Annotated in this window: 22 protein-coding genes; 16 read left to right on the top strand and 6 right to left on the bottom strand. The window is 67.0% G+C overall.

Translation table 11 applies throughout. The features are described 5' to 3' along the window. The 10 genes from B7P44_RS34530 to B7P44_RS34485 all read left to right on the top strand — a co-directional run bounded on the left by B7P44_RS34530 (position 1) and on the right by B7P44_RS34485 (position 11,296). A complete protein-coding gene (locus tag B7P44_RS34530; protein ID WP_084910513.1) occupies positions 1–384 on the top strand; it encodes a PAAR-like domain-containing protein in 384 nt (127 codons plus the stop codon). A gap of 378 nt (positions 385–762) precedes the next feature. Continuing rightward, a complete protein-coding gene (locus B7P44_RS34525) occupies positions 763–996 on the top strand; it encodes a hypothetical protein (RefSeq protein WP_084910512.1) in 234 nt (77 codons plus the stop codon). Positions 997–1,040: 44 nt separating this feature from the next. Further along, positions 1,041–2,351 (top strand): DUF6895 family protein, encoded by a 1,311-nt coding sequence (locus B7P44_RS34520; RefSeq protein ID WP_084910510.1) that lies wholly within the window; start codon positions 1,041–1,043, stop codon positions 2,349–2,351. A gap of 221 nt (positions 2,352–2,572) precedes the next feature. Then, positions 2,573–3,166: a helix-turn-helix domain-containing protein gene (locus B7P44_RS34515; RefSeq protein ID WP_084910508.1), complete on the top strand. Its 594-nt coding sequence runs from the start codon at positions 2,573–2,575 to the stop codon at positions 3,164–3,166. A 41-nt stretch (positions 3,167–3,207) separates the two neighbouring features. Continuing rightward, positions 3,208–3,693 carry a GNAT family N-acetyltransferase gene (locus B7P44_RS34510; RefSeq protein ID WP_407924055.1) on the top strand — a complete coding sequence of 162 codons (486 nt, stop codon included), beginning with the start codon at positions 3,208–3,210 and terminating at the stop codon, positions 3,691–3,693. A gap of 186 nt (positions 3,694–3,879) precedes the next feature. Next, the gene (locus tag B7P44_RS34505; RefSeq protein WP_084910504.1) at positions 3,880–5,205 is read left to right on the top strand and encodes an SWIM zinc finger family protein; all 1,326 of its coding nucleotides are present in this window, start codon (positions 3,880–3,882) and stop codon (positions 5,203–5,205) included. Beyond that, positions 5,205–6,776, top strand: coding sequence for a DUF5691 domain-containing protein (locus B7P44_RS34500; RefSeq protein WP_084910502.1), 1,572 nt, complete (start codon positions 5,205–5,207; stop codon positions 6,774–6,776). The genes B7P44_RS34505 and B7P44_RS34500 overlap by 1 nt, the downstream gene beginning before the upstream one ends. Next, positions 6,773–7,864: an ATP-binding protein gene (locus B7P44_RS34495; RefSeq protein ID WP_084910500.1), complete on the top strand. Its 1,092-nt coding sequence runs from the start codon at positions 6,773–6,775 to the stop codon at positions 7,862–7,864. The genes B7P44_RS34500 and B7P44_RS34495 overlap by 4 nt, the downstream gene beginning before the upstream one ends. Continuing rightward, the gene (locus B7P44_RS34490; protein WP_084910498.1) at positions 7,864–10,134 is read left to right on the top strand and encodes a DUF5682 family protein; all 2,271 of its coding nucleotides are present in this window, start codon (positions 7,864–7,866) and stop codon (positions 10,132–10,134) included. The genes B7P44_RS34495 and B7P44_RS34490 overlap by 1 nt, the downstream gene beginning before the upstream one ends. A gap of 1 nt (position 10,135) precedes the next feature. Beyond that, positions 10,136–11,296, top strand: a complete 1,161-nt coding sequence (locus B7P44_RS34485) for a VWA domain-containing protein (protein ID WP_084910496.1) — start codon at positions 10,136–10,138, stop codon at positions 11,294–11,296. Between the two features lie 19 nt (positions 11,297–11,315). On the opposite strand, the gene B7P44_RS34480 is transcribed toward B7P44_RS34485, so the two are convergent. The 4 genes from B7P44_RS34480 to B7P44_RS34465 are packed head-to-tail and all read right to left on the bottom strand — an operon-like array spanning position 11,316 to position 13,155. Beyond that, positions 11,316–11,537: a hypothetical protein gene (locus tag B7P44_RS34480; protein WP_084910494.1), complete on the bottom strand. Its 222-nt coding sequence runs from the start codon at positions 11,535–11,537 to the stop codon at positions 11,316–11,318. Between the two features lie 54 nt (positions 11,538–11,591). Next, positions 11,592–12,407, bottom strand: coding sequence for a fused MFS/spermidine synthase (locus tag B7P44_RS34475; protein ID WP_084910492.1), 816 nt, complete (start codon positions 12,405–12,407; stop codon positions 11,592–11,594). A 5-nt stretch (positions 12,408–12,412) separates the two neighbouring features. Then, a complete protein-coding gene (locus B7P44_RS34470) occupies positions 12,413–12,676 on the bottom strand; it encodes an HPr family phosphocarrier protein (protein ID WP_084910491.1) in 264 nt (87 codons plus the stop codon). A 32-nt stretch (positions 12,677–12,708) separates the two neighbouring features. Continuing rightward, on the bottom strand, positions 12,709–13,155 hold the full coding sequence (locus B7P44_RS34465) for a hypothetical protein (protein WP_084910490.1): 447 nt from the start codon (positions 13,153–13,155) through the stop codon (positions 12,709–12,711). 193 nt (positions 13,156–13,348) lie between these two features. Between B7P44_RS34465 and B7P44_RS34460 the strand changes: the two genes are divergently transcribed. Together B7P44_RS34460 and B7P44_RS34455 are read left to right on the top strand one after the other, a co-directional pair. Continuing rightward, positions 13,349–13,693: a zinc ribbon domain-containing protein YjdM gene (locus B7P44_RS34460; protein ID WP_084910489.1), complete on the top strand. Its 345-nt coding sequence runs from the start codon at positions 13,349–13,351 to the stop codon at positions 13,691–13,693. A 57-nt stretch (positions 13,694–13,750) separates the two neighbouring features. Continuing rightward, entirely contained in the window at positions 13,751–14,593 is an 843-nt protein-coding gene (locus B7P44_RS34455; RefSeq protein ID WP_084910488.1) for a spermine/spermidine synthase domain-containing protein, read from the top strand. A gap of 25 nt (positions 14,594–14,618) precedes the next feature. On the opposite strand, the gene B7P44_RS34450 is transcribed toward B7P44_RS34455, so the two are convergent. After that, a complete protein-coding gene (locus tag B7P44_RS34450; protein WP_010097212.1) occupies positions 14,619–14,804 on the bottom strand; it encodes a ribbon-helix-helix protein in 186 nt (61 codons plus the stop codon). Between the two features lie 126 nt (positions 14,805–14,930). After that, positions 14,931–15,698 carry a YoaK family protein gene (locus tag B7P44_RS34445; RefSeq protein ID WP_084910487.1) on the bottom strand — a complete coding sequence of 256 codons (768 nt, stop codon included), beginning with the start codon at positions 15,696–15,698 and terminating at the stop codon, positions 14,931–14,933. A 249-nt stretch (positions 15,699–15,947) separates the two neighbouring features. On the opposite strand from B7P44_RS34445, the gene hyfB reads away from it, so the two are divergent. The 4 genes from hyfB to B7P44_RS34425 are packed head-to-tail and all read left to right on the top strand — an operon-like array spanning position 15,948 to position 21,014. Further along, a complete protein-coding gene (gene hyfB / locus B7P44_RS34440; protein WP_084910486.1) occupies positions 15,948–17,954 on the top strand; it encodes a hydrogenase 4 subunit B in 2,007 nt (668 codons plus the stop codon). Continuing rightward, a complete protein-coding gene (locus tag B7P44_RS34435) occupies positions 17,948–18,898 on the top strand; it encodes a respiratory chain complex I subunit 1 family protein (protein ID WP_084910485.1) in 951 nt (316 codons plus the stop codon). Before hyfB ends, B7P44_RS34435 begins: the two co-directional genes overlap by 7 nt. Further along, entirely contained in the window at positions 18,899–19,558 is a 660-nt protein-coding gene (locus B7P44_RS34430) for a formate hydrogenlyase (RefSeq protein ID WP_084910484.1), read from the top strand. Then, the gene (locus B7P44_RS34425) at positions 19,551–21,014 is read left to right on the top strand and encodes a hydrogenase 4 subunit F (protein WP_084910483.1); all 1,464 of its coding nucleotides are present in this window, start codon (positions 19,551–19,553) and stop codon (positions 21,012–21,014) included. The genes B7P44_RS34430 and B7P44_RS34425 overlap by 8 nt, the downstream gene beginning before the upstream one ends.

The following is a 21,014-nucleotide window of genomic DNA, read 5'->3' as shown; positions in this document are numbered from 1 at the left end:
ATGTTTGCGAATTCGAGCGCGGACGGCAAGAACATGGCGATGAGCGTCAACCTGACGCCGCCGGCGGGCGCGCCGGTTCCCTATCAGAACGTGGCGCAGCGGGCCGGCGCGGTGCCGAACGTTCCGAACGTGATTCTGGTCGGCGGCCCCGCTCACAATGCCGCGACGGTCGTTCCGTCGTCGAGCGGCGATGCAGGCGGGGCGATGGGCGGCGTCTCGTCGGGAACCGTGGGAGGGACGTCCCGCAATCCGCAGGGCTCGGGCAAGGTGATCCTGTCCGGGATGCCGGTCACCCGGATGACCGACCCGACGCAGCAGAATACCGGCAATGCCAGTGGCGCGGGCACGTCGCCCAGCCAGCTGAAGGTGCTCGTTCTTTCGTGACTGGAGCGTTTCATGAATCGGCTCGATAACCGCATGCGAATTTCCGGAGTGTTTTAGCCAAGGGTTTACTGAAATATCGTTTCCAAATGGTTGATCGCGGTCAGGCCGATCGCCGTGTTCGAATCGGCTTGCATTCGTTGATGGATCGCCTATTTTTAATTCCGTCTGCTCTGTCGATAAAACGTCGGCCAGAACGATAAGAACAGGTCGAGTGAATATTTCCGTGGAAATTTCCATGCATTGCATGGTGGCGACATCGCGGAAGAAAGAGGCACCCTCTGCAGACGGTCTTAACCGCTCGTACTTCCTATCTACGCGACATTTGATTCGGCATTTTTGCCGCCGCGAGATCGACCATCAGCAACCATTGGAGGTGATATGACGAAGCGAACCGAGCTGCAGGCGGAAGTGGTCAGGGCGCTTACCGAAAGCAATGCCGTCGACTTTGACGCGCTGGGAACCATCATTGCCAAGTTTGGCCCTCGAGCGGCCGCCACCGGCGACGCGATCGGGCTGGTGATCAACTGGCGGCTGATCGATTTCTGCATCCCGCCCGAACCTTATCAACAGCAATTCATCGAGCGCGTATCCGAGCGGGAATTGAAGGCTTGAACGATGCGAGAGGACGGTCACCCTCGCCGAGGAGCGCCACACGGATGACGGATCGACTGGACTCGCCCGACCTGGTCGGGCGGGTCCTCAACGCCCTTCATATTGCGACGCAGATGCTTGCGTCGATCGAAGAGGCGCGCCCCTCGCACGGAGACGATCCGGGTACTCCCGGTTTTCAGGCAACCTACCGCGACAAGATCGTCGCGGAATCCGCGATGCTCGTTTTATGCGCGAAAGGGGCGGCAAATCACGATCGGCGAATATCGGAATGCGTCGACGCCGTCATCGGCCCGATCAATCGCTTCGCGAGGAGCGCGCATGTGGCGAGCGCACTATGCGTCGATCCGGGGCGGGCGCTGGAACATGCGGTCGCACACATCATTCTCGGCCGGCTGGGTTACCCGGACGCGACGCTCGATCATCTGCTTTCGCTGTGCCACGCCGGCGGTGCGGTGGTGGGCCCTGAACGGCTGCCACATCGGCAGTTGGAACAGCAGTGGCTTGCTCGCTTGTGGGGCGTCGCGCATCGGCCCGATCGCGGCGAGCGATCGCTTCTCGTTCAATCGATGCTGGGCCGTGCGCTCGACGCGTTCGGTTCGAGCCGGCTCGACGTTTATGCGTTTACGCATGCGCTGATGTACGCAACGGATTTCGGTGATCGCCGTCCGAGGCTGCCTCGCAAGTTGTCCGCGATTGTCCTCGATGCCGAGACCGCGCTTGCGTTCGCGCTCGACACTGATGACCTGGATCTCGCGGCGGAGGTGCTGCTGACGTGGCCTATGCTCGGTCTGCCATGGAGCCCCGCCGCCGTATTCGCGTTTCGGCGGCTCACCGCTGTGGCGGACGAACGGGGGTTTCTGCCCGGCTATAACTTCGTTGCGGCCGAATACGACAAGTTGACGGGTGACGAGCAGGGGCAATATGCGCTCGTGACGTCATATCACGCAAACTATGTGATGGGGTTCCTGTGCTCGTTGGCTTTGCGGCGCGGCGGCACGCCAACCGATTCCGTGTCCGCGGATCAGCGTTATCGGGGTGCGGCGGCCGCCCTGATCGATCTCGTCGACGACGCGGCCGAAACGCTTTCGTGGCGACGGCAGTTCGACGCGCTCACGCCGGATGAACAGGATCGGGTCTCGCCATTGCTGCTCGCCACCCTCCTCCGTCGAGCAAAGAACGGCGGCGATTTGCGGTTGGTACAACATGCGTTGGCTGTCGCGGTCAAATATGACCTGTGCTGTTCGCCGTCCGCCGTGCAGGCGGCTGCGCTCCTCCGTCGCGGGCAATTCCTGGTTCATTCCTTCTCCGATCGCGCGACCGAACGAGGATCTGCTATGGATGTTGCTGTCGAATAAGAGCGGAAATTCAAAACGCCGCGCCGTCACGCTTCTTTTGCTCACAGGCATCGTGAGATGCCCTCCAGTGTTCCAACCTGAATGAGAAATGTCGCGGGTTGGCCTTATCTCGACGACAGCCATGATTGATGCCTGCCCGGCGGTTCGACCATCGTTCCGCGTTGACAGCGCCGATTCCATAATCTAGTTTACTGGATGTTTTATCCATAAAACTGGATAACATGGACATCCACACCCGGATCGCGCGCCGCATTCGCGATCTCCGCGACGCCCAGGGCTGGTCGCTCGACGCCCTGGCCGAGCGAAGCACAGTCAGCCGCTCGAACATCTCGCTGATCGAGCGGGGGCAAAGCAGTCCGACCGCCGTCGTGCTCGACAAGCTCGCGACGGCGCTCGGCGTATCGGTGGCCTCGCTGTTCGAGTCGGCGGAGGATTCGACCTCCGCCGGGCTGTCGCCGCATTCGTCGTTGCGCGATCAGTCGCAGTGGACTGATCCCGAGTCGGGCTATGTGCGTCGCAACCTGTCGCCGCCCGCGTGGTCGCCGATCCAGCTGGTGGAAGTCGAGTTTCCGCCGGGCAAGCAGGTTGCATACGAAACGGCGATGCGCGACGCGGACATCCATCAGCAGATCTGGGTCATCGACGGCGCTATGGAGGTCACCTATGGCGATCGGCAATGGCGACTTGAAACGGGCGACTGCGTGACGATGAAGCTGGACCGTCCGATCGGCTATCGCAACACGTCGGCCCGTCCGGCTCGCTATCTTGTCGCGCTGTGCAACCTGTCCGTCGACGAACCCCGGAGCAGAAATTGAGTGAACCGATAACGATCCGTCGCGTGGATGGCGACGACGTGATGGCCTATATCGACGCGTTGTCCGACGTCCTCATCGACTGCGTCGAGGGCGGCGCATCCGTCAGCTTCATGTTGCCGATTTCGCGGAGCACGGCCGCCAGGTTCTGGCGGCAGGTCGCCGACGGCGTCATTCGCGGCGAGCGAATCCTGCTCGTTGCCGAACGTGCTGACGGCCGTGTCGTCGGCACCGTGCAACTGATCACCGCGTTGCCCGAAAACCAGCCGCATCGCGCCGACGTCGCGAAGATGCTGGTCCATCGCGATGCAAGACGTCAGGGTGTCGGCGCGCGTCTGATGGCCGCGGCGGATGACGCGGCCCGGGCGGCGGGCAAGGCCGTCCTCGTGCTCGACACCGTGACCGGCAGCGATGCCGCGAGGCTGTATGAGCGGGCAGGGTGGCAGCGGGTCGGGGATGTGCCCAATTACGCGCTGATGCCGGATGGCCGGTACTGCGCGACGACCTTCTTTCATAAACAACTGGCTTAGACTGGTCGGCCGCCTGCGGGCCATGAGCGACCAGCGGCGCAAACCCCCTCGGATATACTAGGGCCAGGTCAAAGGTGTCACCGAATTCGATTTGGCCTGAATGGAAGCACGCCGCATCGAACGCTGCCGAACGCAGCGACTTCACGCCCCGCACACCACTGCAACGCCACTCACTTCGCGGCCCCTATGCAGCTAACCGAACAACAGGTTCTTGCGCTTGCGCCCGACAGCGGGTCGGCCTCGAACGGCAAGAAACTGGCTCAGCCGAAACAATGGCCGCTCCTCGGGCGCAACGCCCGCGCAATCTGGGGCGAATGCCAGGGCAGCGGCAAGAATCCCTATCAGGTGCGCGTGGACCTGGCCGACTTCGCCAGCAAGTGCTCATGCCCCAGCTTCAAGTTCCCCTGCAAACATGCGCTCGGCCTGCTGGTGCTCGCCGCCAATCAGCCGGCCGCCGTGGCGGAGACGGACGAGCCGGAATGGGTCACCAGCTGGCTCGACAAGCGCGCCGACAATGCCGCGAAGAAAGAGGCGCGCGCGACCGCCAAAGCGGACGCGCCCGTCGACGAGGCGGCGCAGCAAAAGCGGGCGGAGAAGCGCGACCAGCGCGTGCGCGACGGCCTGGCGGCGCTGCAGGTGTGGCTCGAAGACCTGGTCCGCAACGGCCTCGCACGCCTGCCCGCCGAAGGGCCTGGTTTCTGGGAGCAAGCGGCGGCACGTCTCGTCGATGCGCAGGCCAGCGGCCTGGCCGCGCGCGTGCGGGCGCTGGCCGATCTGCCCGGCAGTCGCCCCGACTGGCCGGACATCCTGCTGGCCGAACTGGGCCGCCTGTCGTTGGCCGTGCGCGCGTACGAACGCATCGATCAGCTCGACCCGCCGTTGCAACAGCAACTGCGCCAGCTGATCGGCTACTCGCTGAGGGAAGACGAGGTGCTGGCGCATGGCGACACGCAACTCGACTGCTGGCAGGTGATCGGACAGCACATCGATGCCGACGAGCGGGTGCGCGTGCAGCGCAGCTGGCTGATCGGCACGCGCAGCGGGCGTCATGCGCTGCTGCTGCAATTCGCTGCGGGCAACCAGCCCTTTGCCGCATCGTGGTTGCCCGGCACCGCGTTCGAAGGCGAGCTGGCGTTCTGGCCGGGCGCCGGTTCGCTGCGCGCGATGCTCAAGGGCGTCGCGACGCCCGCGGCCGCGCCCGGCACGTTCCCGTTGGTCCGCACGCATCGGCAACTGCTCGATGCGGCCGCCTCGCTGCTGGCGCTCAACCCGTGGCATGAGCGTATGGCGACCGTGCTCGATGCGTGCGTTCCCGCGTTCGAGAACGGGCAGTGGCGGGTGGTCGGCGCCGACGGCGATGCGCTGCCGCTGGCCGGGCGCGATCAGTGGCTGTGGACCGCGATCGCCGGCGGCGCGCCGCACGCGGTCGCCGTGGAATGGGACGGGCAGGCGGTGCGCCCGCTGGGCCTGTATGCGGACGGGCGGTATCAAGTCTTGACGGGAGTGCAGTGATGCAGGCGCTTGTTCGCACCGCCCTGATCGGCACCGCCAATGCGGGTGCGGAAGTTTCGACGGTTGCCGGGATCGACGGGCAACTGCCCGCCGCCGGCCCGGAACGACGTCTTTTGTGGCAGGCGGGCTGCATGGCCGTCTATGGCGCTGCCGGCCGCGTGCCGGCTTCGGCCACGGCTCAACCGGCGGCCGAGCCGGACCCGGTGCCGGAAACGCCGGTCACGTTAGGCCCCATCCTGACGTCGGCGATTGCGGGCGAACTGGGCAGCCTGGCCGAATGGCTGGTGGCGCGCATGACGCGCGCCAACCGCCGCCTTCCGCATGCGCTCCTGCCGTCCGTGTTCGCGAGACCGGCACGGTTCGACGTGTGGTGGCCCGTCATCGGGCGGCGCGGGCATTGGCTGGCCGCGCAGCATCCCGACTGGCAGGCGCTCGTGGCCGCCAAACAGGTTCCGGCTGACGACGAGGCGACCTTGCTGCAGGCGTGGGAGGAGGGCGACACGGCGGCGCGCGTGCGCGCGCTGACGGCGCTGCGTCGCCGCGATGCGGCCCACGCGCGCGACGTGTTGAAGGCCGTGCTGCCCAAGGAAAAGGCCGAGCAGCGCCAGGCGTTCGTGGCCGTGTTGCAGCACGGCTTGTCGCCGGCCGACGAGCCGATGCTGGAAAGCCTGCTGGACGACCGTAGCCAGGCCGTGCGCCAGAGTGCCGCCGAACTGCTGCTGCGGCTGCCCGAATCGGCGCTGGTCAAGCGCATGGAGGCGCGTGCCGACGCTTGCCTGCGCTGGCAGCCGGCCGCGGCGGCAAGCGGCGCCGTATCGCGGCTGGTCGCGATGCTCGGCAAACGCGCCGAGCCGGTCCTGCAACTTGAGGGCCCCGCTGAATTGCCCAAGGACTGGGAGCGGGACGGCATTGCCGCCAACCCGCCGCCGGGCGAAGGTCCGCGTGCGTTCTGGCTGCGCCAGCTGGTTGCGGCGCTTGCGCCCGCGCGCTGGTCCGCGTCGTCGGCGGCGACACCTGACGACGCACTGAACGTGATGGCCGCGCACGAATGGGCCGACGCGCTGCTGGCGGGTTGCGCCGCTGCCGCTTGCCGTCACGGCGAGGCCGACTGGGCCGAACCGCTGCTGCGGCGCTCGCTGGCCGATTCCAACGTGCTGCATCCGTACCAGGAACGCCTGTGGCAGGTGGTGAGCGCGCAGGCGCGTGTCGAGCAGGTGTGCCGCCAGTTGACCTTCGGCAATCTGTACGCGGCCCGTCGCGGCCTGGAGGCGATGCCCGCGCCGTGGCCGAACGCGGTGGCCAGCGCCATCGCCACGGCGGCGCCCGGCGCTTGGCGCGCCCAGCGTGAAGCGGGCGCAACCAGACAGCATGACGACGTGACCGGCCTGATCGAGCTGGCGCTCCTGCGCGTACAGGACGCCGATCTCGCCGTGCTCGAACCCGTCGTCGACGTGTACGCCGGCAGCCTCTCGGCAGCGCCCGCCGACACGATGTTCAATCTCGATCGCGCCAGGGGCATCGTCGCCCTCGCGCACGCCAGACAAACCCTCACCAAGGAGATGCCGCTATGACGGCCAACCTCAACACCGTGCTGCGCAAACACGCTGAAGTGCAATATGCCGAGGAGTTGGCCGAACTGGCGCGGCACGACAAGCGCCAGCGTCCGGCCAACTGGACGCTGTCGCCGTGGGCGGTGAAGACCTACCTGATCGGCGGCAAGCTGGACAACGGTTTCGAGGTCACGCCCAAGTACATCGGCAGCGGCCGGTTGATCGAGATCGCCGTGGCGACGCTGGCCACCGACCGTGCGCTGCTGCTGTACGGCGTGCCGGGCACGGCCAAGAGCTGGGTGTCGGAACACCTTGCCGCCGCGATCAGCGGCAATTCGACCTTGCTGATCCAGGGGACGGCCGGCACCGACGAGACGGCCCTGCGCTACGGCTGGAACTACGCGCGCCTGCTGGCGGAAGGCCCGTCGGAACAGGCGCTGGTGCCGAGCCCGATGCTCAACGCGATGCGCGACGGCAAGATCGCGCGGCTGGAAGAAATGACGCGCGTGCCGAGCGAAGTGCAGGACACGCTGATCACGCTGCTGTCCGAGAAGACGCTGCCGGTGCCCGAGCTGGGCATCGAGGTGCAGGCGCAGCGCGGCTTCAACGTGATCGCGACGGCGAACAACCGCGACCGCGGCGTGAACGAGATGTCGTCGGCGCTGATGCGCCGCTTCAACACGGTGATCCTCCCCACGCCGGACAGCTTCGACGAGGAAGTCGCCATCGTCAGCCGCCGCGTGGACGAACTGGGCCGCGCGCTGGAGCTGCCGGCCGAGAAGCCGGCGCTGGAAGAAGTGCGGCGCGTCGTGGCCGTGTTCCGCGAGCTGCGCAACGGCCTGACCGAAGACGGCAAGACCAGGCTGAAGTCGCCCAGCGGCACGCTGTCCACCGCCGAGGCGATTTCGGTGCTGGGGCACGGGATGGCCGTGGCCGGCTACTACAGCGACGGCGTGCTGCGCGCCGCCGATCTCGCCGCCGGCCTGACCGGCGCGATCGTCAAGGATCCGGTACAGGACAAGCTCGTGTGGATGGAGTACCTGAAGACGGTCGTCAAGGAGCGCGACGACTGGAAGGACTTCTACCGCGCCTGCATGGACGTCGCCTGATGGCCGTGCGCTACTACGGCATCCGCCACCACGGCCCCGGCTGCGCGCGGGCGCTGCAGGCGGCCCTGGCGGCGCAGCAGCCCGATATCGTGCTGCTCGAAGGCCCGCCGGAAGCGGACGGGATCGTCGCGTTCGCGGCCGATGCGGGCATGGTGCCGCCCGTCGCGCTGCTGATCTACCCGAACGACGCGCCGCGCCTCGGCGTGTTCTATCCGTTCGCCGAGTTCTCGCCCGAATGGCAGGCGATCCGCCACGCGTGCGCGCAGCGCATACCGCTGTGGTTCATGGACCTGCCCGCGATGCACGGCTTCGCCGAAACGCTGGCGCGCGAGAATGAGGCGGAGCCGCGCGAGGCGGCGCCCGACGATGCCGGGGCGCTCGATCTCGCGGATACGAAGGGCGACTCGGCTAACGACGCGGACGCGCTGGTTTCATGGCGCATGGACCCGATCGGCGAGCTGTCGCGCGCGGCCGGCTTCGATGACCACGAGCTGTGGTGGGAAGTCGAGATCGAGCAACGGCGCGACGCGAGCGAACTGTTCGCGGCGATCGAGGAAGCGATGACGGCGTTGCGCGAACACGCGAGCGCCCCCGAACTGCGCGACGCACGTCGCGAAGCCCATATGCGCACGCGCATCCGCGAAGCGCAGAAGCGCGGCTACGAGAACATTGCCGTCGTGTGCGGCGCGTGGCACGTCCCGGCGCTGGTCAAGCCCGCGACCGTCAAGGACGACGCGGCGCTGCTCAAGGGCCTGCCCAGGACGAAGGTGGAGGCGACCTGGGTGCCCTGGAGCGATGACCGCCTGGCTTATGCCAGCGGCTACGGAGCGGGTGTCGAATCGCCGGGCTGGTATCGGCATCTGTGGCAAAGCCCGGACCGCGCCGGCCTGCGCTGGGTCGCCGAAGGCGCGCGGCTGATGCGCGACGAGGGGCTGGACGCGTCATCCGCGAGCGTGATCGAAACGGTGCGCCTCGCCGACGCGCTCGCGGCCATGCGCGACCTGCCGCTGCCGGGCCTGGCCGAGCAGCGCGAAGCGATGCTCACGGTGCTGTGCCACGGCCAGCCGGAGCCGCTGAGCATCATTCGCCGCAAGCTCGAGGTCGGCGAGCGGCTCGGTGCGGTGCCCGACTCGGCCGCCGCCGCGCCGCTGCAGCGCGACCTGGAGGCGCAGCAAAAGCGCCTGCGCCTGAAGCCCACGACCGAGATCAAGAACCTCGACCTCGATTTGCGCGAGGACGGCGGCCGCGAGCGCAGCCTGTTGCTGCACCGGCTCGGGCTGATCGACGTGCGCTGGGGGACGCTGCTGGGCGACGCCAATCGCACGGGGACGTTCCGGGAGTCCTGGCAACTGCGCTGGAATCCCGAAATGGTGGTGGCGCTGATCGGGTCCAGCCGCTACGGCAACACGATCGAGGACGCCGCGACCCACAAGCTGTGCGAACGCGCGCAGGCGGGCGCCGAGCTGCCGGCACTGACCGCGATGCTCGACCAGGCCGTGCTGGCCCGGCTGCCGAAGGCGGTGGCGGTGCTGCTCGCGTGCGTGCAGACCCAGGCCGCCGTCGCCGCCGATCTGACGCACCTGATGGCCGCGCTGCCGCCGCTGGCCCGCGTGGCGCGCTATGGCGACGTCCGCGGCACGGACGGCAGCGCGTTGCGGCCGATCGTCGAAGGCCTGGTCGAGCGCATCGTCGTGGGCCTCGCCGCGGCGGCGCGCCACGTCGACGAGTCGATGGCGATGGCGCTGCTTGGCCATATGGACGAGGTACAGGCCGCGCTCGATACGCTCGACGCCGCCGAACTGCTGGGCGACTGGTTGAGCTGCCTCGTGGCGCTGACCGCGGACGACGCGGTCGCGCCGGCCGTGCGCGGCTTCGCGCTGCGCCAGGCGTTCGACCGCCAGCGTGTCGACGCGGAGGAACTGGCGCGACAGGCCGGCCTCGCGCTGGCCGCCGCGACGCCGCCGGCGGAATCGACGGGCTGGCTCGCCGGCCTGTTGCGCGGCAGCGGTTTGTTGCTGTTGCAGCAGGATGCGCTGTGGCGCGTGATCGACGGCTGGCTGAGCGGGCTCGACGATCAGGTGTTCATGGAGCGCCTGCCGCTGTTGCGCCGTGCGTTCGCCGACTTCCAGCCGGCCGAGCGGCGCGAAATGGGCAGCAAGGTGAAGCACATGGATGCGGATGCGCCGCCGGCGGCGAGCGTGTCCGTCGACATCGACCACGAGCGGGCGGCGCGGGTGCTGCCCGTGCTGGCGGCCATTCTGGGCAACTGAGATGAGCAAGGACTCCCCGATCGAAACGGACCGCATGGCGCGCTGGCGGCTGGTGCTGGGCAGCGACGCGCAAAGCAGTTGCGGCGTCACCCTCGGCGACACGCTGACGCGCGCGGACAAGGCGCTCGACGACCTGTACGGCGGCGAGCGCAAGGGCGGGCTGAACGCCAGCACGCCGAATGTGGCGCGTTGGCTGGGCGATATCCGCGAGTTCTTTCCCGCACCGGTCGTGCAGGTGATGCAGCAGGACGCGCTGGAGCGGCTGAACCTGCGCCAGATGCTGCTGGAGCCCGAGCTGCTCGAGGCGATCGAGCCCGATGTCCATCTCGTGGCCAGCCTGATGTCGTTGTCGCGCGTGTTGCCGGCCAAGACGCGCGATACGGCCAGGCGCGTCGTGCGCAAGGTGGTCGACGAGCTGGAGCGCCGGCTCAAGGAGCCCATGCGCCAGGCGATCGCCGGCAGCCTGAACCGCGCGGAGCGCAACTATCGGCCGCGCCCGAACGAGATCGACTGGCATCGCACCATCCGCGCGAACCTGAGCCGCTATGCGCCCGACCGGCGCACCGTGATCGCGGAGAAGCTGGTCGGCTACGCGCGCAAGCGCTCGGCGCTGCGCGACGTCGTGCTGTGCGTGGACCAGAGCGGCTCGATGGCGGCGTCCGTCGTCTATGCGGGCATCTTCGCGGCCGTGATGGCCTCGCTGCGCGCGGTGCGCACGCGCATGGTCGTCTTCGATACCAACGTCGTCGACCTGACCGACGAAGCGGGCGATCCGGTCGAGCTGCTGTTCGGCGTGCAACTGGGCGGCGGCACCGACATCAACCGCGCGCTCGGCTATTGCCAGCAGATCATCGACCGGCCCGAGCGCACGATCATGATCCTGATCACCGACCTGTACGAAGGCGGCAATCGCCACGAGATGCTGCAACGCGCGGCCGCGCTCAAGAACGCCGGCGTGAACGTGATCTGCCTGCTGGCGCTCGCCGACAACGGCGCGCCCGGCTACGATCACCAGAACGCCGCCCAGTTCGCCGCGCTCGACATTCCCACCTTTGCGTGTACGCCGGACCAGTTTCCCGCGCTGATGTCCGCCGCCATCCAGAAGCAGGACGTCAACCTGTGGGCGGCCAGGCAGGGCTTCGTGACCAACCGGGCCACGTGACGGGACCCGGCGGAGGCGGCTATTTCCGGTTCTTCAGGAACGTCCGGCCGGCCGTCGTGATGGAGATATTGGGCCGGCCGCTCATCGGGTAGTTGACGAATCCCGCGCTGATGAGCTCCCGCGTGACGGACCAGCCCAGCGCGGGCGTCTCTCGTCCATAGCGGATCTCGGCCAGGCGCTCCAGCGCCCAGATGGCGGACGCCGAAATGGTTTGGGCGTTTGACGTATCGCTGTCGCTCATCGCTTCTCCAGAAAAGTTGAGGGTGACCAAGGAAGGGCACCGGGTGTTGCGGGATCAGGTGGCAGCGCAGGCGCCCAGGCGCGTCCAGTCGTAACTGGCGCCGAGCTCGATGCGCACGGCCGCTTCGACGAGATCGACGCGGTGCCGCCCGGCGTGTCGATCCGCGCGCGTCATCAGCGTCTCGAGCGACGGCAACGGGGCATCGCTCTTCCACGCGAAAACGATCAGGTTTTCCGCACTGTCTTCGGCCGGGGCAAGTGCGGCCGACGGGCCGAACGTATCGCGCAGCGCAGTGAGCGCGTTGCCGAGTTGCGGATCGCCGTGCAGCAGGTTGGCAACCAGCACGCCATCGTCATTCAACCGCGCGCGGCAGGCCTCGTAGAAGGCCGCACTGGCGAGCTCGACGGGAACGCCGTCCGCATTGAAGCCGTCCACCAGCAGCGCGTCGAAGGTTTGCGTGGTCGTCGACATGTACTGCGCAGCGTCCGCGCAGACGACCGACAGCCGTTCGTCGTCGGGCGGGATGCAGAACCGGTCGCGCAGCGCGATCACGTCCGGATTGATTTCGATGACGGTGAGGTGCGCGCCCGGCAGGTGCCGGCGGCAATACTTCGTCAGCGAGCCGCCGCCGAGCCCGATCATGCCGATGTGCTTCGGCGCAGGCTGCAGCAGCAGCAGGAATCCCATCATCGTGCGCGTATAGCCCAGTGCGAGCGCATCGGGGGCGGCGCGCAGCATGGTGCTTTGCATGCCGCGGCCGTCGAAGCACAGCGACACGAGGTGCTCGGATTCCACGATCACCGGACCATCGGCGGCAGCGTTTGCGTGCGCGGCGCGCATCCCCGGGAACGGCAGGTCGACGGGCGGCATGCAGGTCACCCCTCCTGCAGCAACGGCAGAAGCGCCTGGAGCGCGGCTTCTTCATCCGGGCCGGCGGCCAGCACTTGGGCGGACGTGCCGCCGCGCACCTGCAACGAGGCGATCGCCATGCCGTCCTTCGCATTGCCGTGGCGCCCGTTGGCGATCAGCAGGATGTCGCTTTCGAAGCGGCGCGCCATGTCGACGAGCGCGTCTTGAGCGGCGTACGCGCGATTTCGGTTCCAGCCGGGACCGATTTGTAAGTGCACTACGGTTGCCACGTTATTTGCGAAAGTCTCTAGGGTCGATGGGGTCAGTGCGCCGTGTCGATCTGGCAATGCGTCAGGAATGCCCGGCACGCGATCTCCCACGTCGTGCTCTGCAAATCGATGTCGATGCCGTCGAGTCGTTCCATGTCGCCGTTCAGGTGCATCGCGCGCAGCGATCGAGGCGGTACGCCCTGCGCGAAAAGACGGTCGTCGACATCCAGCAGCAGGCACGGATGGCGCCGGAACCGCGCACTGGAGACCGAGATCGGATCCATCACATGCCGGGCCGATTCCCGCGGATAGACGAAGACCAGATGGATGCCGGCCGCCGCGAGCTGCTCTCCGGCGTCGTGGAAACGGTGAACCATCTGGAATCCGCGTTCGCCGCCGCGCCCGACGCCCACGGCGACGAGGCCCCGGCTTCCCGCGATTTCACGCAGCGTCACGGGACGCCGATCGGGCAACAGCAGCGCACCATCCAGCTCGAACATGTCGACATCCTCAGCGAAACCGCCCGCAAGTCCGGTGAAAGGCGGCAAGCGACAGATTATAATCGAGCGGTAAGAATATGTGTATTGCATTATAATGTTGTGCGTACCGGCGCCAAGACCGCCTCGGCCGAGGCGGTCTTGGCGCCGGTTCCATTTCGCCGATCGACTCGAACCTGTCCTGATGGAAGCTGCAATGAATACCGTCCCCTCATGCCCGCAATGCGCGATGGAAAACACGTACCCGGACGGCGCGCTGTTCGTCTGCCCGGACTGCGGTCACGAATGGTCGGCGAGCGCCGGCGCCGACGCGGGCGACGAACCTGCGGGCAGCGTCGTCAAGGATGCGAACGGCAACGTGCTGTCGGACGGGGATTCGGTCGTGCTGATCAAGGACTTGCGCGTCAAGGGCTCGTCGATCACGTTGAAGATGGGCACCAAGGTGAAGAGCATCCGGATCGTCGGCGGCGATCACGAGATCGATTGCAAGACGGACGCCGGCAGCTTCATGCTCAAGGCATGTTTCCTGAAGAAGGTCTGACCGGCGGCCCATCGCGGATGATTCAATCGACTGTTTGATTTCCCGGGCAGACCGAGAATGGATGAGGCTCGAACGTCCTACGATGCGTACGTCGAATTCCTGTCGACGCCGATGAGCGATGAGCGGCCCTACGTGCTGGAGACGCAGCACGCGGTATCGCTGCACTTCGATCACTTTGCCACCCAGAGCTTCATGTCGCTCAGTCATCCTGACAAGCTCACGCTCGACTATACGTGCGCGATGATGGGATTTCTGCTGCTGCAGCCCGCGCCGAAGCACATCTGCATGATCGGGCTCGGCGGGGGATCACTGGCGAAGTTCTGCTATCGGAATCTGCCCGAGGCCGCGATCGATGCGGTCGAGATCAGCCCCGAGGTGATCGCGCTGCGTGACGTGTTCAGGATTCCGGCCGACGACGCGCGCTTCAAGGTGGTGTGCGCCGATGGCGCGGACTACGTGATGCTGGAAGACGTCCGCACGGATGTGATCCTGCTGGACGCCTTCGTCACGGAAGGGATCGCGAGCCGCTGCGCGGACCTCGCATTCTTCGACGCATGTCGCGAGCGCTTGACCGAGACGGGTGTTCTCGCGATCAACTTCACGGACGATGATCCGGCGCTGCTGCTGCACCTCGAGCGGCTGAAGGCCGTGTTCGGCGCATCCTATGCGATCGTGCGGTGCGGCGACGACAGCAACTTCGTCGCGTTCGCCTGGAAGAGCGGCCATCGTATGCCGTCCAGGCGAATCTTGCTCGAGCGCGCGAGCTTGTTTGACTTTGCCGGCGAACTCGAGCTGGCCGCCACTGCCGCTCGCCTGAAACAAGGCGAGCGTCTCGATCCGGAGCGGCTGACCTGGCACGCGCACGCACAAGGGCACGGGCACTGGACAATCGGCGCTTGATCGGCGCCCGGACGCATTCAGCGCGTCACTTCACCCGCTTGCCGAGCGGGCTCTTGGTCTTGTAGGTCACGCCGTGATGCTCGAGATACTCGCGGATCAGCTGCCGTACGACTTGTGACGGCGTCAGATCTTGTGCCGAGCAGAGCATTTCGAATGCTTCCTTCTTGGCGGGATCGATCAGGACGGTCAGGCGTGCGGTTTTCGTTTCCATTGCGGGGGCGAATCGGCAAATATGTTAATCGAATTATAATGCATTTGCCCTCGACGGCGAGGCGGGAAAAGGCCGCCCGGCCGATCGGGCGCCGCCCTGTCGCCGCCGGCGCAGGCGCCTGCGAGGTCACTGCCTGCGGTCGAGCCGATAGACATAGGTCAGCACGTCATCGACCACGGGCACGATCGCGAGCGTGACGAGCGCCGCGGCCAGCGGGACGGTCGACACATAGCCGACGTGCTTGAAGCCGATAGCGCCGGTCAGGCCGCCCACGAAGAACGACGTCAGCATCGTGCCGTGGATCCGCAGCTTCGCGCGGTTGGCAATGACCGCGTGCGCGTCCGCATCGACCGCCGACCGATTCCAGTAAAAAAGCTTCCCCAACTCGATGCCGAGGTCCGTCACGATGCCGGTCATGTGCGTCGTGCGAATCTCCGCGCCCGACAGCTTGGTGATCATCGCATTCTGCAGCCCCATGATGAAGCACAGCAGGATCACGGTCACGGGGACGAAAAACGCCTCCCACAGCGCGAGGTGGCTGCCGAGCAGGCCGAACAGGAGCAGCAGCGTGGCCTCGACCAGCAGCGGCAGGACGTACTGGCTTTGCAGGCTGCGGCGTCGCCCCCAGTTGACGAGCACCGCCGAGCATCCCGCTCCGACGAGAAACGATGCCAGCGAACCGATGCCGGCGAGCACGAGCCGGACATCCCCGAGCGCCGCCTGATCCGCGATCGCCGACACGATGCCGCTCATGTGGGACGTGTATTGCCTGACCGCAAGGAAGCCGCCGGCATTGGTTGCGCCGGCGACGAAGGCGAGCGACACCCCGAGCTGGCGGTTCGCGGCCGCGCTGCGGTGTTTTCCCGTCAGGCTTCGAAAGTACTGCGCAGGCATAGGCTCTTTACTCGATCACTCTGAACCGCGGCAACGACATCGCGGATGGAACCTTCGGGCGCCGCAGGCCGGCGAGGCGCCCGCCGGGTCGCCCGATTTCGTCAAGCATGTGCCTTGCATGATAACGTCATTATCATATCCTGTTATCTGGATGGGTCTTTCGATGTCATAATACGGACGGATCGCGCCCGGGGCTTCGGGGGCGTTCCCTGCTCCTCGTCCAATCCGAGCGTACTGGAGACATTCCGGATGACACCCGTGCCGGTCGTCCATTTCGTCCTGCTGGTCGCGGCCGCGTGGCTCGCGCTCGGCGCGCTCGGTCTCGGGGTGCTGCATCGCACGCGGTTCGTTGCGCACGGGCTGTTTCCGCTCGGTGCGCTGGGCGGGCTGCTGCTCGGGGCGGCGGGGCTCGCCGGCATCTTTGCCGAACCGTCCACCGCGATACTGCCGATCGGGCTGCCCGAGTTGCCGTTTCATCTGCGCGTCGACCGGCTATCCGGCTATTTCCTGTTCGTGCTCGGGGTCGTCAGCGCGGGGATCGGCGCCTTCTCCGCCGGCTATTTCCGCAAGGGGGAAGGGGCCGCGCCAGGGCTCATCTGCTTCGAATACCACGTTTGCCTGGCGAGCATCGCGCTCGTGCTCGTCGCCGACGATGCGTACGTGTTCATGGTCGCGTGGGAAACGCTGACGCTGTCCGCAACCTTCCTCGTGATGACCAACCACCGGATCGGCGAGATCCGCCGCGCGGGCTACCTGTATTTCCTGATCTCCCACGTCGGCGCGCTCGCGTTGCTGCTGTGCTTCGGCATTCTTCAGGCGCACACGGGCGACTACACGTTCGCCAACATGCGTACGCAGTCGCTCGATGCGCTCCGGGCGTCGCTGGCGTTCGTGTTCGCGCTGGTCGGATTCGGCGCGAAGGCGGGCGTGTTCCCGCTGCACGTCTGGCTCCCGGATGCCCATCCCGCTGCGCCGTCCCCCGTATCGGCGCTGCTCAGCGGCTTCGTGCTGAAAGTCGGCTTGTATGGCCTGCTGCGCACGCTGTTCGACCTGCTGCACGTGCAGTTCGCGTGGTGGGGCGTGCTGCTGCTCGTGCTCGGCGTCGGCACCGCGCTGCTCGGCGTCGTGTTCAGCACGATCCAGGTCGACATGAAGCGCCTGCTCGCGTATTCGTCGATCGACAACGTCGGCCTGATGATCGTCGCGCTCGGCGTCGCGGTGCTGTTTCGCGCGTACGGCATGACGAGCCTGTCCGCGCTCGCGCTCACTGCGATGCTCTACCAGATCGTCGCGCATGCGGCCTTCAAGAGCCTGCTGTTCCTCGGCACGGGGGCCGTGCTGCACGCCACCGGGGAGCGCAATCTCGGCAAGCTCGGCGGCCTGATCCGCTTCATGCCGTGGACCGCGTGGGCCGTGCTCGCCGGCGTCGTCGCCAGCGCCGGCTTGCCGCCGCTGAGCGGGTTCGTTGCAGAGTGGCTCCTGCTGCAGAGCTTCCTGTTCACCCCGGGCTTGCCGAATTCGGTGCTCGCGATGACGGTGCCCATTGCGGCGGCGTTGGTCGCGATGACGGCCGCGCTGGCCGGCTACACGATGGTCAAGTTCTTCGGCATCGTCTTCCTCGGGCAGCCGAGAGAAACGAAGCTGAGCCGCGCACGCGACGCGAATGGATGGGAGCGGCTCGCGTTCTGCTGGTTCGCGGCGGCCGGCGTACTGCTCGGCCTGATGCCCGCGCAGTTCGTCAAGATCCTGGACCGGGTCACGCGCACGCTGGTCGGGGCCGGCATCGGCGCGGACAACCACGGCTGGCTTCTGTTCGTGCCCGTGTCGACCGCGCGGGCCAGCTACATGCCCGCCGTGTTCATGCTGTTTTTCATCGCGTGCTGCGGGCTCGCGTGGGTGGTGGTGCGGCGCTTCTACCACGGCCGGCTGCGTCGCGCCGCGCCGTGGAGTTGCGGCTTCCCGTTCACGAACGCGCGCATGCAGGATACGGCGGAAGGGTTCGGGCAGCCGATCCGGGAAATCTTCGCGCCGTTCCTGCGCATCGAGCGGCACGTGCCGTCGCCGTTCGACGCGCAGCCGGCCTACCGGGTCTCGGTCACCGACCGCACCTGGCCCGCGCTCTACGAGCGCATCGCGGCGCTGACGCAACGCATGGCCGAATGGGCGGGCCGTCTGCAGACGGGAAAGATCGCCGTGTACCTGACCTACAGCTTCGCCGTGCTGATCCTGCTCCTGTTGCTGGTGAGACGATGGTGACCGTATCCGGCGTGCTGTCGCAAACCCTCGAGATCGTCGTGGCGCTCGCCGCCGCGCCGCTGCTCACGGGCTGGGTCAACCAGTGCCGCGCGTGGCTGCAGAACCGGCGCGCGCCCAGCATCTGGCAGCCGTACCGGATGCTCCACAAGCTGTTCAACAAGGAGTCGGTCGTCGCCTATGGCGCAAGTCCGGTGTTCCGCGGCGCACCCTATGTCGTGTGGGCGGCGATGACGCTCGCCTGCGCGATCGTGCCGACGCTGTCGACCGAATTGCCGTTGTCGCCCGCCGCGGACGCGATCGCGCTCGTCGGCCTGTTCGCGCTCGCGCGCGTCGCGCTGTCGCTCGCCGCGATGGACGTCGGCACGGCGTTCGGCACGCTCGGCGCCCGCCGCGAAATGCTGATCGGCTTCCTCGCGGAGCCGGCCTTGCTGATGGTGCTGCTGTCCGCCTCGCTGATCACGCGGTCGACGCTGCTCACGAGCATCGTCGCGACGCTCGGGCGGGGCGAGCTCACGATCTATCCGAGCCTCGCCTTCGCGGGCATCGCGTTCACGCTGGTGTCGCTCGCCGAGAACGCGCGGCTGCCCGTCGACAATCCGGCCACCCACCTCGAGCTGACGATGATCCACGAGGCGCTGATCCTCGAATATTCGGGGCGGCACCTCGCGCTGATGGAGTGGGCGGCCAGCCTCAAGCTGTTCGCGTACTCGTGCATCGGCCTCGCGCTCTTCATGCCGTGGGGCATCGCCGCGGCGGGCAATCCGCTCGCGCTGGTGTTCGCGGTGCCGGCGCTCTTCGTCAAGCTGATGGTGGGCGGCGCCGCGCTCGCCGTGGTCGAGACGGCCAACGCCAAGATGCGGATTTTCCGGGTGCCGGAGTTCCTTGCGACGGCGTTCCTGCTTGCGGTGATCGGCATGCTCGTCCATCTGCTGCTGGGGGCGTGAATGCACGGCTACGCGACGCAACTGATCAATTTCCTCGCGGCGGTGCTGCTCATGCTGTCGTTCGCGATGCTGAGCCAGCGCCGGATCCTGTCGCTGATTCATCTCTACACGCTGCAGGGCGTGGCGCTCGTGCTGGCCAACCTGATCCTCGGCGTCGTGACGGGCGACGGGCACCTGTACGTGTCCGCCGGATTGACGGTGGTGCTGAAGGTGGGCGTGATTCCGTGGATCCTGTATCGGCTCGTGCGCAGGCTCAACGTCCAGGCCGACGTCGAGCCGCTCATCAACATTCCGACCACGCTGCTGATCGGCATCGTGCTGGTGATCATCGCGTTCAACGTCGCGGCGCCGATCAGCCAGCTCGCGACGTCGGTCGCGCGCGGCACGCTCGGCATCGCGCTCGCGTGCGTGCTGCTGTCGTTCATGGCGATGATCACGCGCGCGAAGGCGATTCCCCAGGTGATCGGCTTCCTGTCGATGGAGAACGGGCTGTTCTTCGCGGCCACGGCCGCCACCAACGGCATGCCGATGATCGTCGAGCTCGGCATCGGGCTCGACGTGCTGGTCGGGATCCTGATCCTGGGCGTGTTCATGTTCCAGATCCGCGAGCAGTTCGACAGCCTGGACATCCATCACCTCGAGAAACTCAAAGATGAGTGACGCCCACGTCGTGCTCGCCGTGCTCGGCATTCCGCTCGTGGCCGCCGCATGTCTGGCGGGCGTGCGGCGCACGCATGTCGCGCGCACGCTGAACGTCGGCTTCAGCTTCGCGACGTTCGCGGCGGCGCTCGTGCTCGCCGCACGCACCGTCGAGCACGGCCCGTCGTTCGCGTTCGGACGGGCCTTTTTCGTCGATCCGCTCAACGTCTACCTCGTCGCGCTCACCGCGTTCGTCGGCTGGACGACGTCGCTGTTCTCGCGCCCGTACATGCAGGTCGAGGAGGCCCGCGGCCGGATGACGGCTGGCCGGATGCGGCTCTATCACAGCATGTACCAGCTGTTCATGTTCGCGATGCTGCTCGCGCTGCTGACCGACAACCTCGGCGTGCTGTGGGTCGCGATGGAGGCCGCCACGCTCGCGACCGTGCTGCTCGTCAGCGTCTACCGGACGGCCGCGAGCCTCGAGGCCGCGTGGAAGTACTTCATCCTGTGCGGCGTCGGCATCGCGCAGGCGTTGTTCGGCACGATCCTGCTGTACCTCGCCGCGAGCCGGCAACTGGCGGACGGCGACGCGCTGCTGTGGACGAGCCTTGCCGCGGTCAAGACGCACCTCGACCCGACCATCGTGTCGATCGCGTTCGTGTTCCTGCTCGTCGGCTACGGCACGAAAGTCGGCCTCGTGCCGATGCACAGCTGGTTGCCGGACGCCCATGCCGAAGGCCCGACGCCGATTTCGGCGGTGCTGTCCGGGCTGCTGCTGAACGTTGCGCTGTATGCGGTGCTGCGTTGCAAGGTGCTCGCCGACGGCGCGCTGGGCAATGGCCTGCCGGGGCGGCTGCTGGTCGGGTTCGGCCTCGTGTCGGTGCTGGTTGCGTCGTTCTCGCTGTTCCGGCAGAAGGATGTCAAGCGGCTGTTCTCTTATTCGTCGATCGAGCACATGGGGCTGATGACGTTCGCGTTCGGGCTCGGCGGCCCGGTCGCGACGTTCGCCGGGCTGCTGCACATGACGGTGCATTCCCTCGTCAAGTCGGCGATCTTCTTCGCGGTGGGCCACGCGGCGCAGAAGGCCGGCACGCAGGCGATCGACGGCATTCGCGGGTTGCTGCAGGTCAGCCCGACGGTCGGCTGGGGCATGATGCTCGGCACGCTCGCGATTCTCGGCCTGCCGCCGTTCGGCGTGTTTGCGAGCGAATTCCTGATCCTGACGACCGCAATCAACACGCTGCCGTGGACGGCGCCGTTGCTGCTGCTCGGGCTCGCCGTCGCGTTCGCGGCCATCTTCGCGCGCGTGCAGCGCATGGTGTTCGGCGCAACGACGACGGCCAGGCCGCTCGAGCATCGCCCCGCGCCGCTGCCGGTATTCGTTCATCTGGGCCTGGGGCTGATGCTTGGGCTTTATGTTCCGCCGTACCTGGCGATGTGGTATCGCCAGGCTGCAACGATGCTGGCAGGGTGA

The organism is Burkholderia ubonensis subsp. mesacidophila (assembly GCF_002097715.1).
Classification (GTDB): domain Bacteria; phylum Pseudomonadota; class Gammaproteobacteria; order Burkholderiales; family Burkholderiaceae; genus Burkholderia; species Burkholderia mesacidophila.
The sequence above is the reverse complement of the archived record's forward strand: the minus strand, read 5'-3'. Positions and strand labels throughout refer to the sequence as shown.

Excerpts from the sequence above, each read along its gene's own strand:
- B7P44_RS34530 (WP_084910513.1), top strand. The coding sequence starts at position 1 with ATGTTTGCGAATTCGAGCGCGGACGGCAAGAACATGGCGATGAGCGTC.
- B7P44_RS34525 (WP_084910512.1), top strand. The coding sequence starts at position 763 with ATGACGAAGCGAACCGAGCTGCAGGCGGAAGTGGTCAGGGCGCTTACC.
- B7P44_RS34520 (WP_084910510.1), top strand. The coding sequence starts at position 1,041 with ATGACGGATCGACTGGACTCGCCCGACCTGGTCGGGCGGGTCCTCAAC.
- B7P44_RS34515 (WP_084910508.1), top strand. The coding sequence starts at position 2,573 with ATGGACATCCACACCCGGATCGCGCGCCGCATTCGCGATCTCCGCGAC.
- B7P44_RS34510 (WP_407924055.1), top strand. The coding sequence starts at position 3,208 with ATGGCCTATATCGACGCGTTGTCCGACGTCCTCATCGACTGCGTCGAG.
- B7P44_RS34505 (WP_084910504.1), top strand. The coding sequence starts at position 3,880 with ATGCAGCTAACCGAACAACAGGTTCTTGCGCTTGCGCCCGACAGCGGG.
- B7P44_RS34500 (WP_084910502.1), top strand. The coding sequence starts at position 5,205 with ATGCAGGCGCTTGTTCGCACCGCCCTGATCGGCACCGCCAATGCGGGT.
- B7P44_RS34495 (WP_084910500.1), top strand. The coding sequence starts at position 6,773 with ATGACGGCCAACCTCAACACCGTGCTGCGCAAACACGCTGAAGTGCAA.
- B7P44_RS34490 (WP_084910498.1), top strand. The coding sequence starts at position 7,864 with ATGGCCGTGCGCTACTACGGCATCCGCCACCACGGCCCCGGCTGCGCG.
- B7P44_RS34485 (WP_084910496.1), top strand. The coding sequence starts at position 10,136 with ATGAGCAAGGACTCCCCGATCGAAACGGACCGCATGGCGCGCTGGCGG.
- B7P44_RS34480 (WP_084910494.1), bottom strand. The coding sequence starts at position 11,537 with ATGAGCGACAGCGATACGTCAAACGCCCAAACCATTTCGGCGTCCGCC.
- B7P44_RS34475 (WP_084910492.1), bottom strand. The coding sequence starts at position 12,407 with ATGCCGCCCGTCGACCTGCCGTTCCCGGGGATGCGCGCCGCGCACGCA.
- B7P44_RS34465 (WP_084910490.1), bottom strand. The coding sequence starts at position 13,155 with ATGTTCGAGCTGGATGGTGCGCTGCTGTTGCCCGATCGGCGTCCCGTG.
- B7P44_RS34460 (WP_084910489.1), top strand. The coding sequence starts at position 13,349 with ATGAATACCGTCCCCTCATGCCCGCAATGCGCGATGGAAAACACGTAC.
- B7P44_RS34455 (WP_084910488.1), top strand. The coding sequence starts at position 13,751 with ATGGATGAGGCTCGAACGTCCTACGATGCGTACGTCGAATTCCTGTCG.
- B7P44_RS34450 (WP_010097212.1), bottom strand. The coding sequence starts at position 14,804 with ATGGAAACGAAAACCGCACGCCTGACCGTCCTGATCGATCCCGCCAAG.
- B7P44_RS34445 (WP_084910487.1), bottom strand. The coding sequence starts at position 15,698 with ATGCCTGCGCAGTACTTTCGAAGCCTGACGGGAAAACACCGCAGCGCG.
- hyfB (WP_084910486.1), top strand. The coding sequence starts at position 15,948 with ATGACACCCGTGCCGGTCGTCCATTTCGTCCTGCTGGTCGCGGCCGCG.
- B7P44_RS34435 (WP_084910485.1), top strand. The coding sequence starts at position 17,948 with ATGGTGACCGTATCCGGCGTGCTGTCGCAAACCCTCGAGATCGTCGTG.
- B7P44_RS34430 (WP_084910484.1), top strand. The coding sequence starts at position 18,899 with ATGCACGGCTACGCGACGCAACTGATCAATTTCCTCGCGGCGGTGCTG.
- B7P44_RS34425 (WP_084910483.1), top strand. The coding sequence starts at position 19,551 with ATGAGTGACGCCCACGTCGTGCTCGCCGTGCTCGGCATTCCGCTCGTG.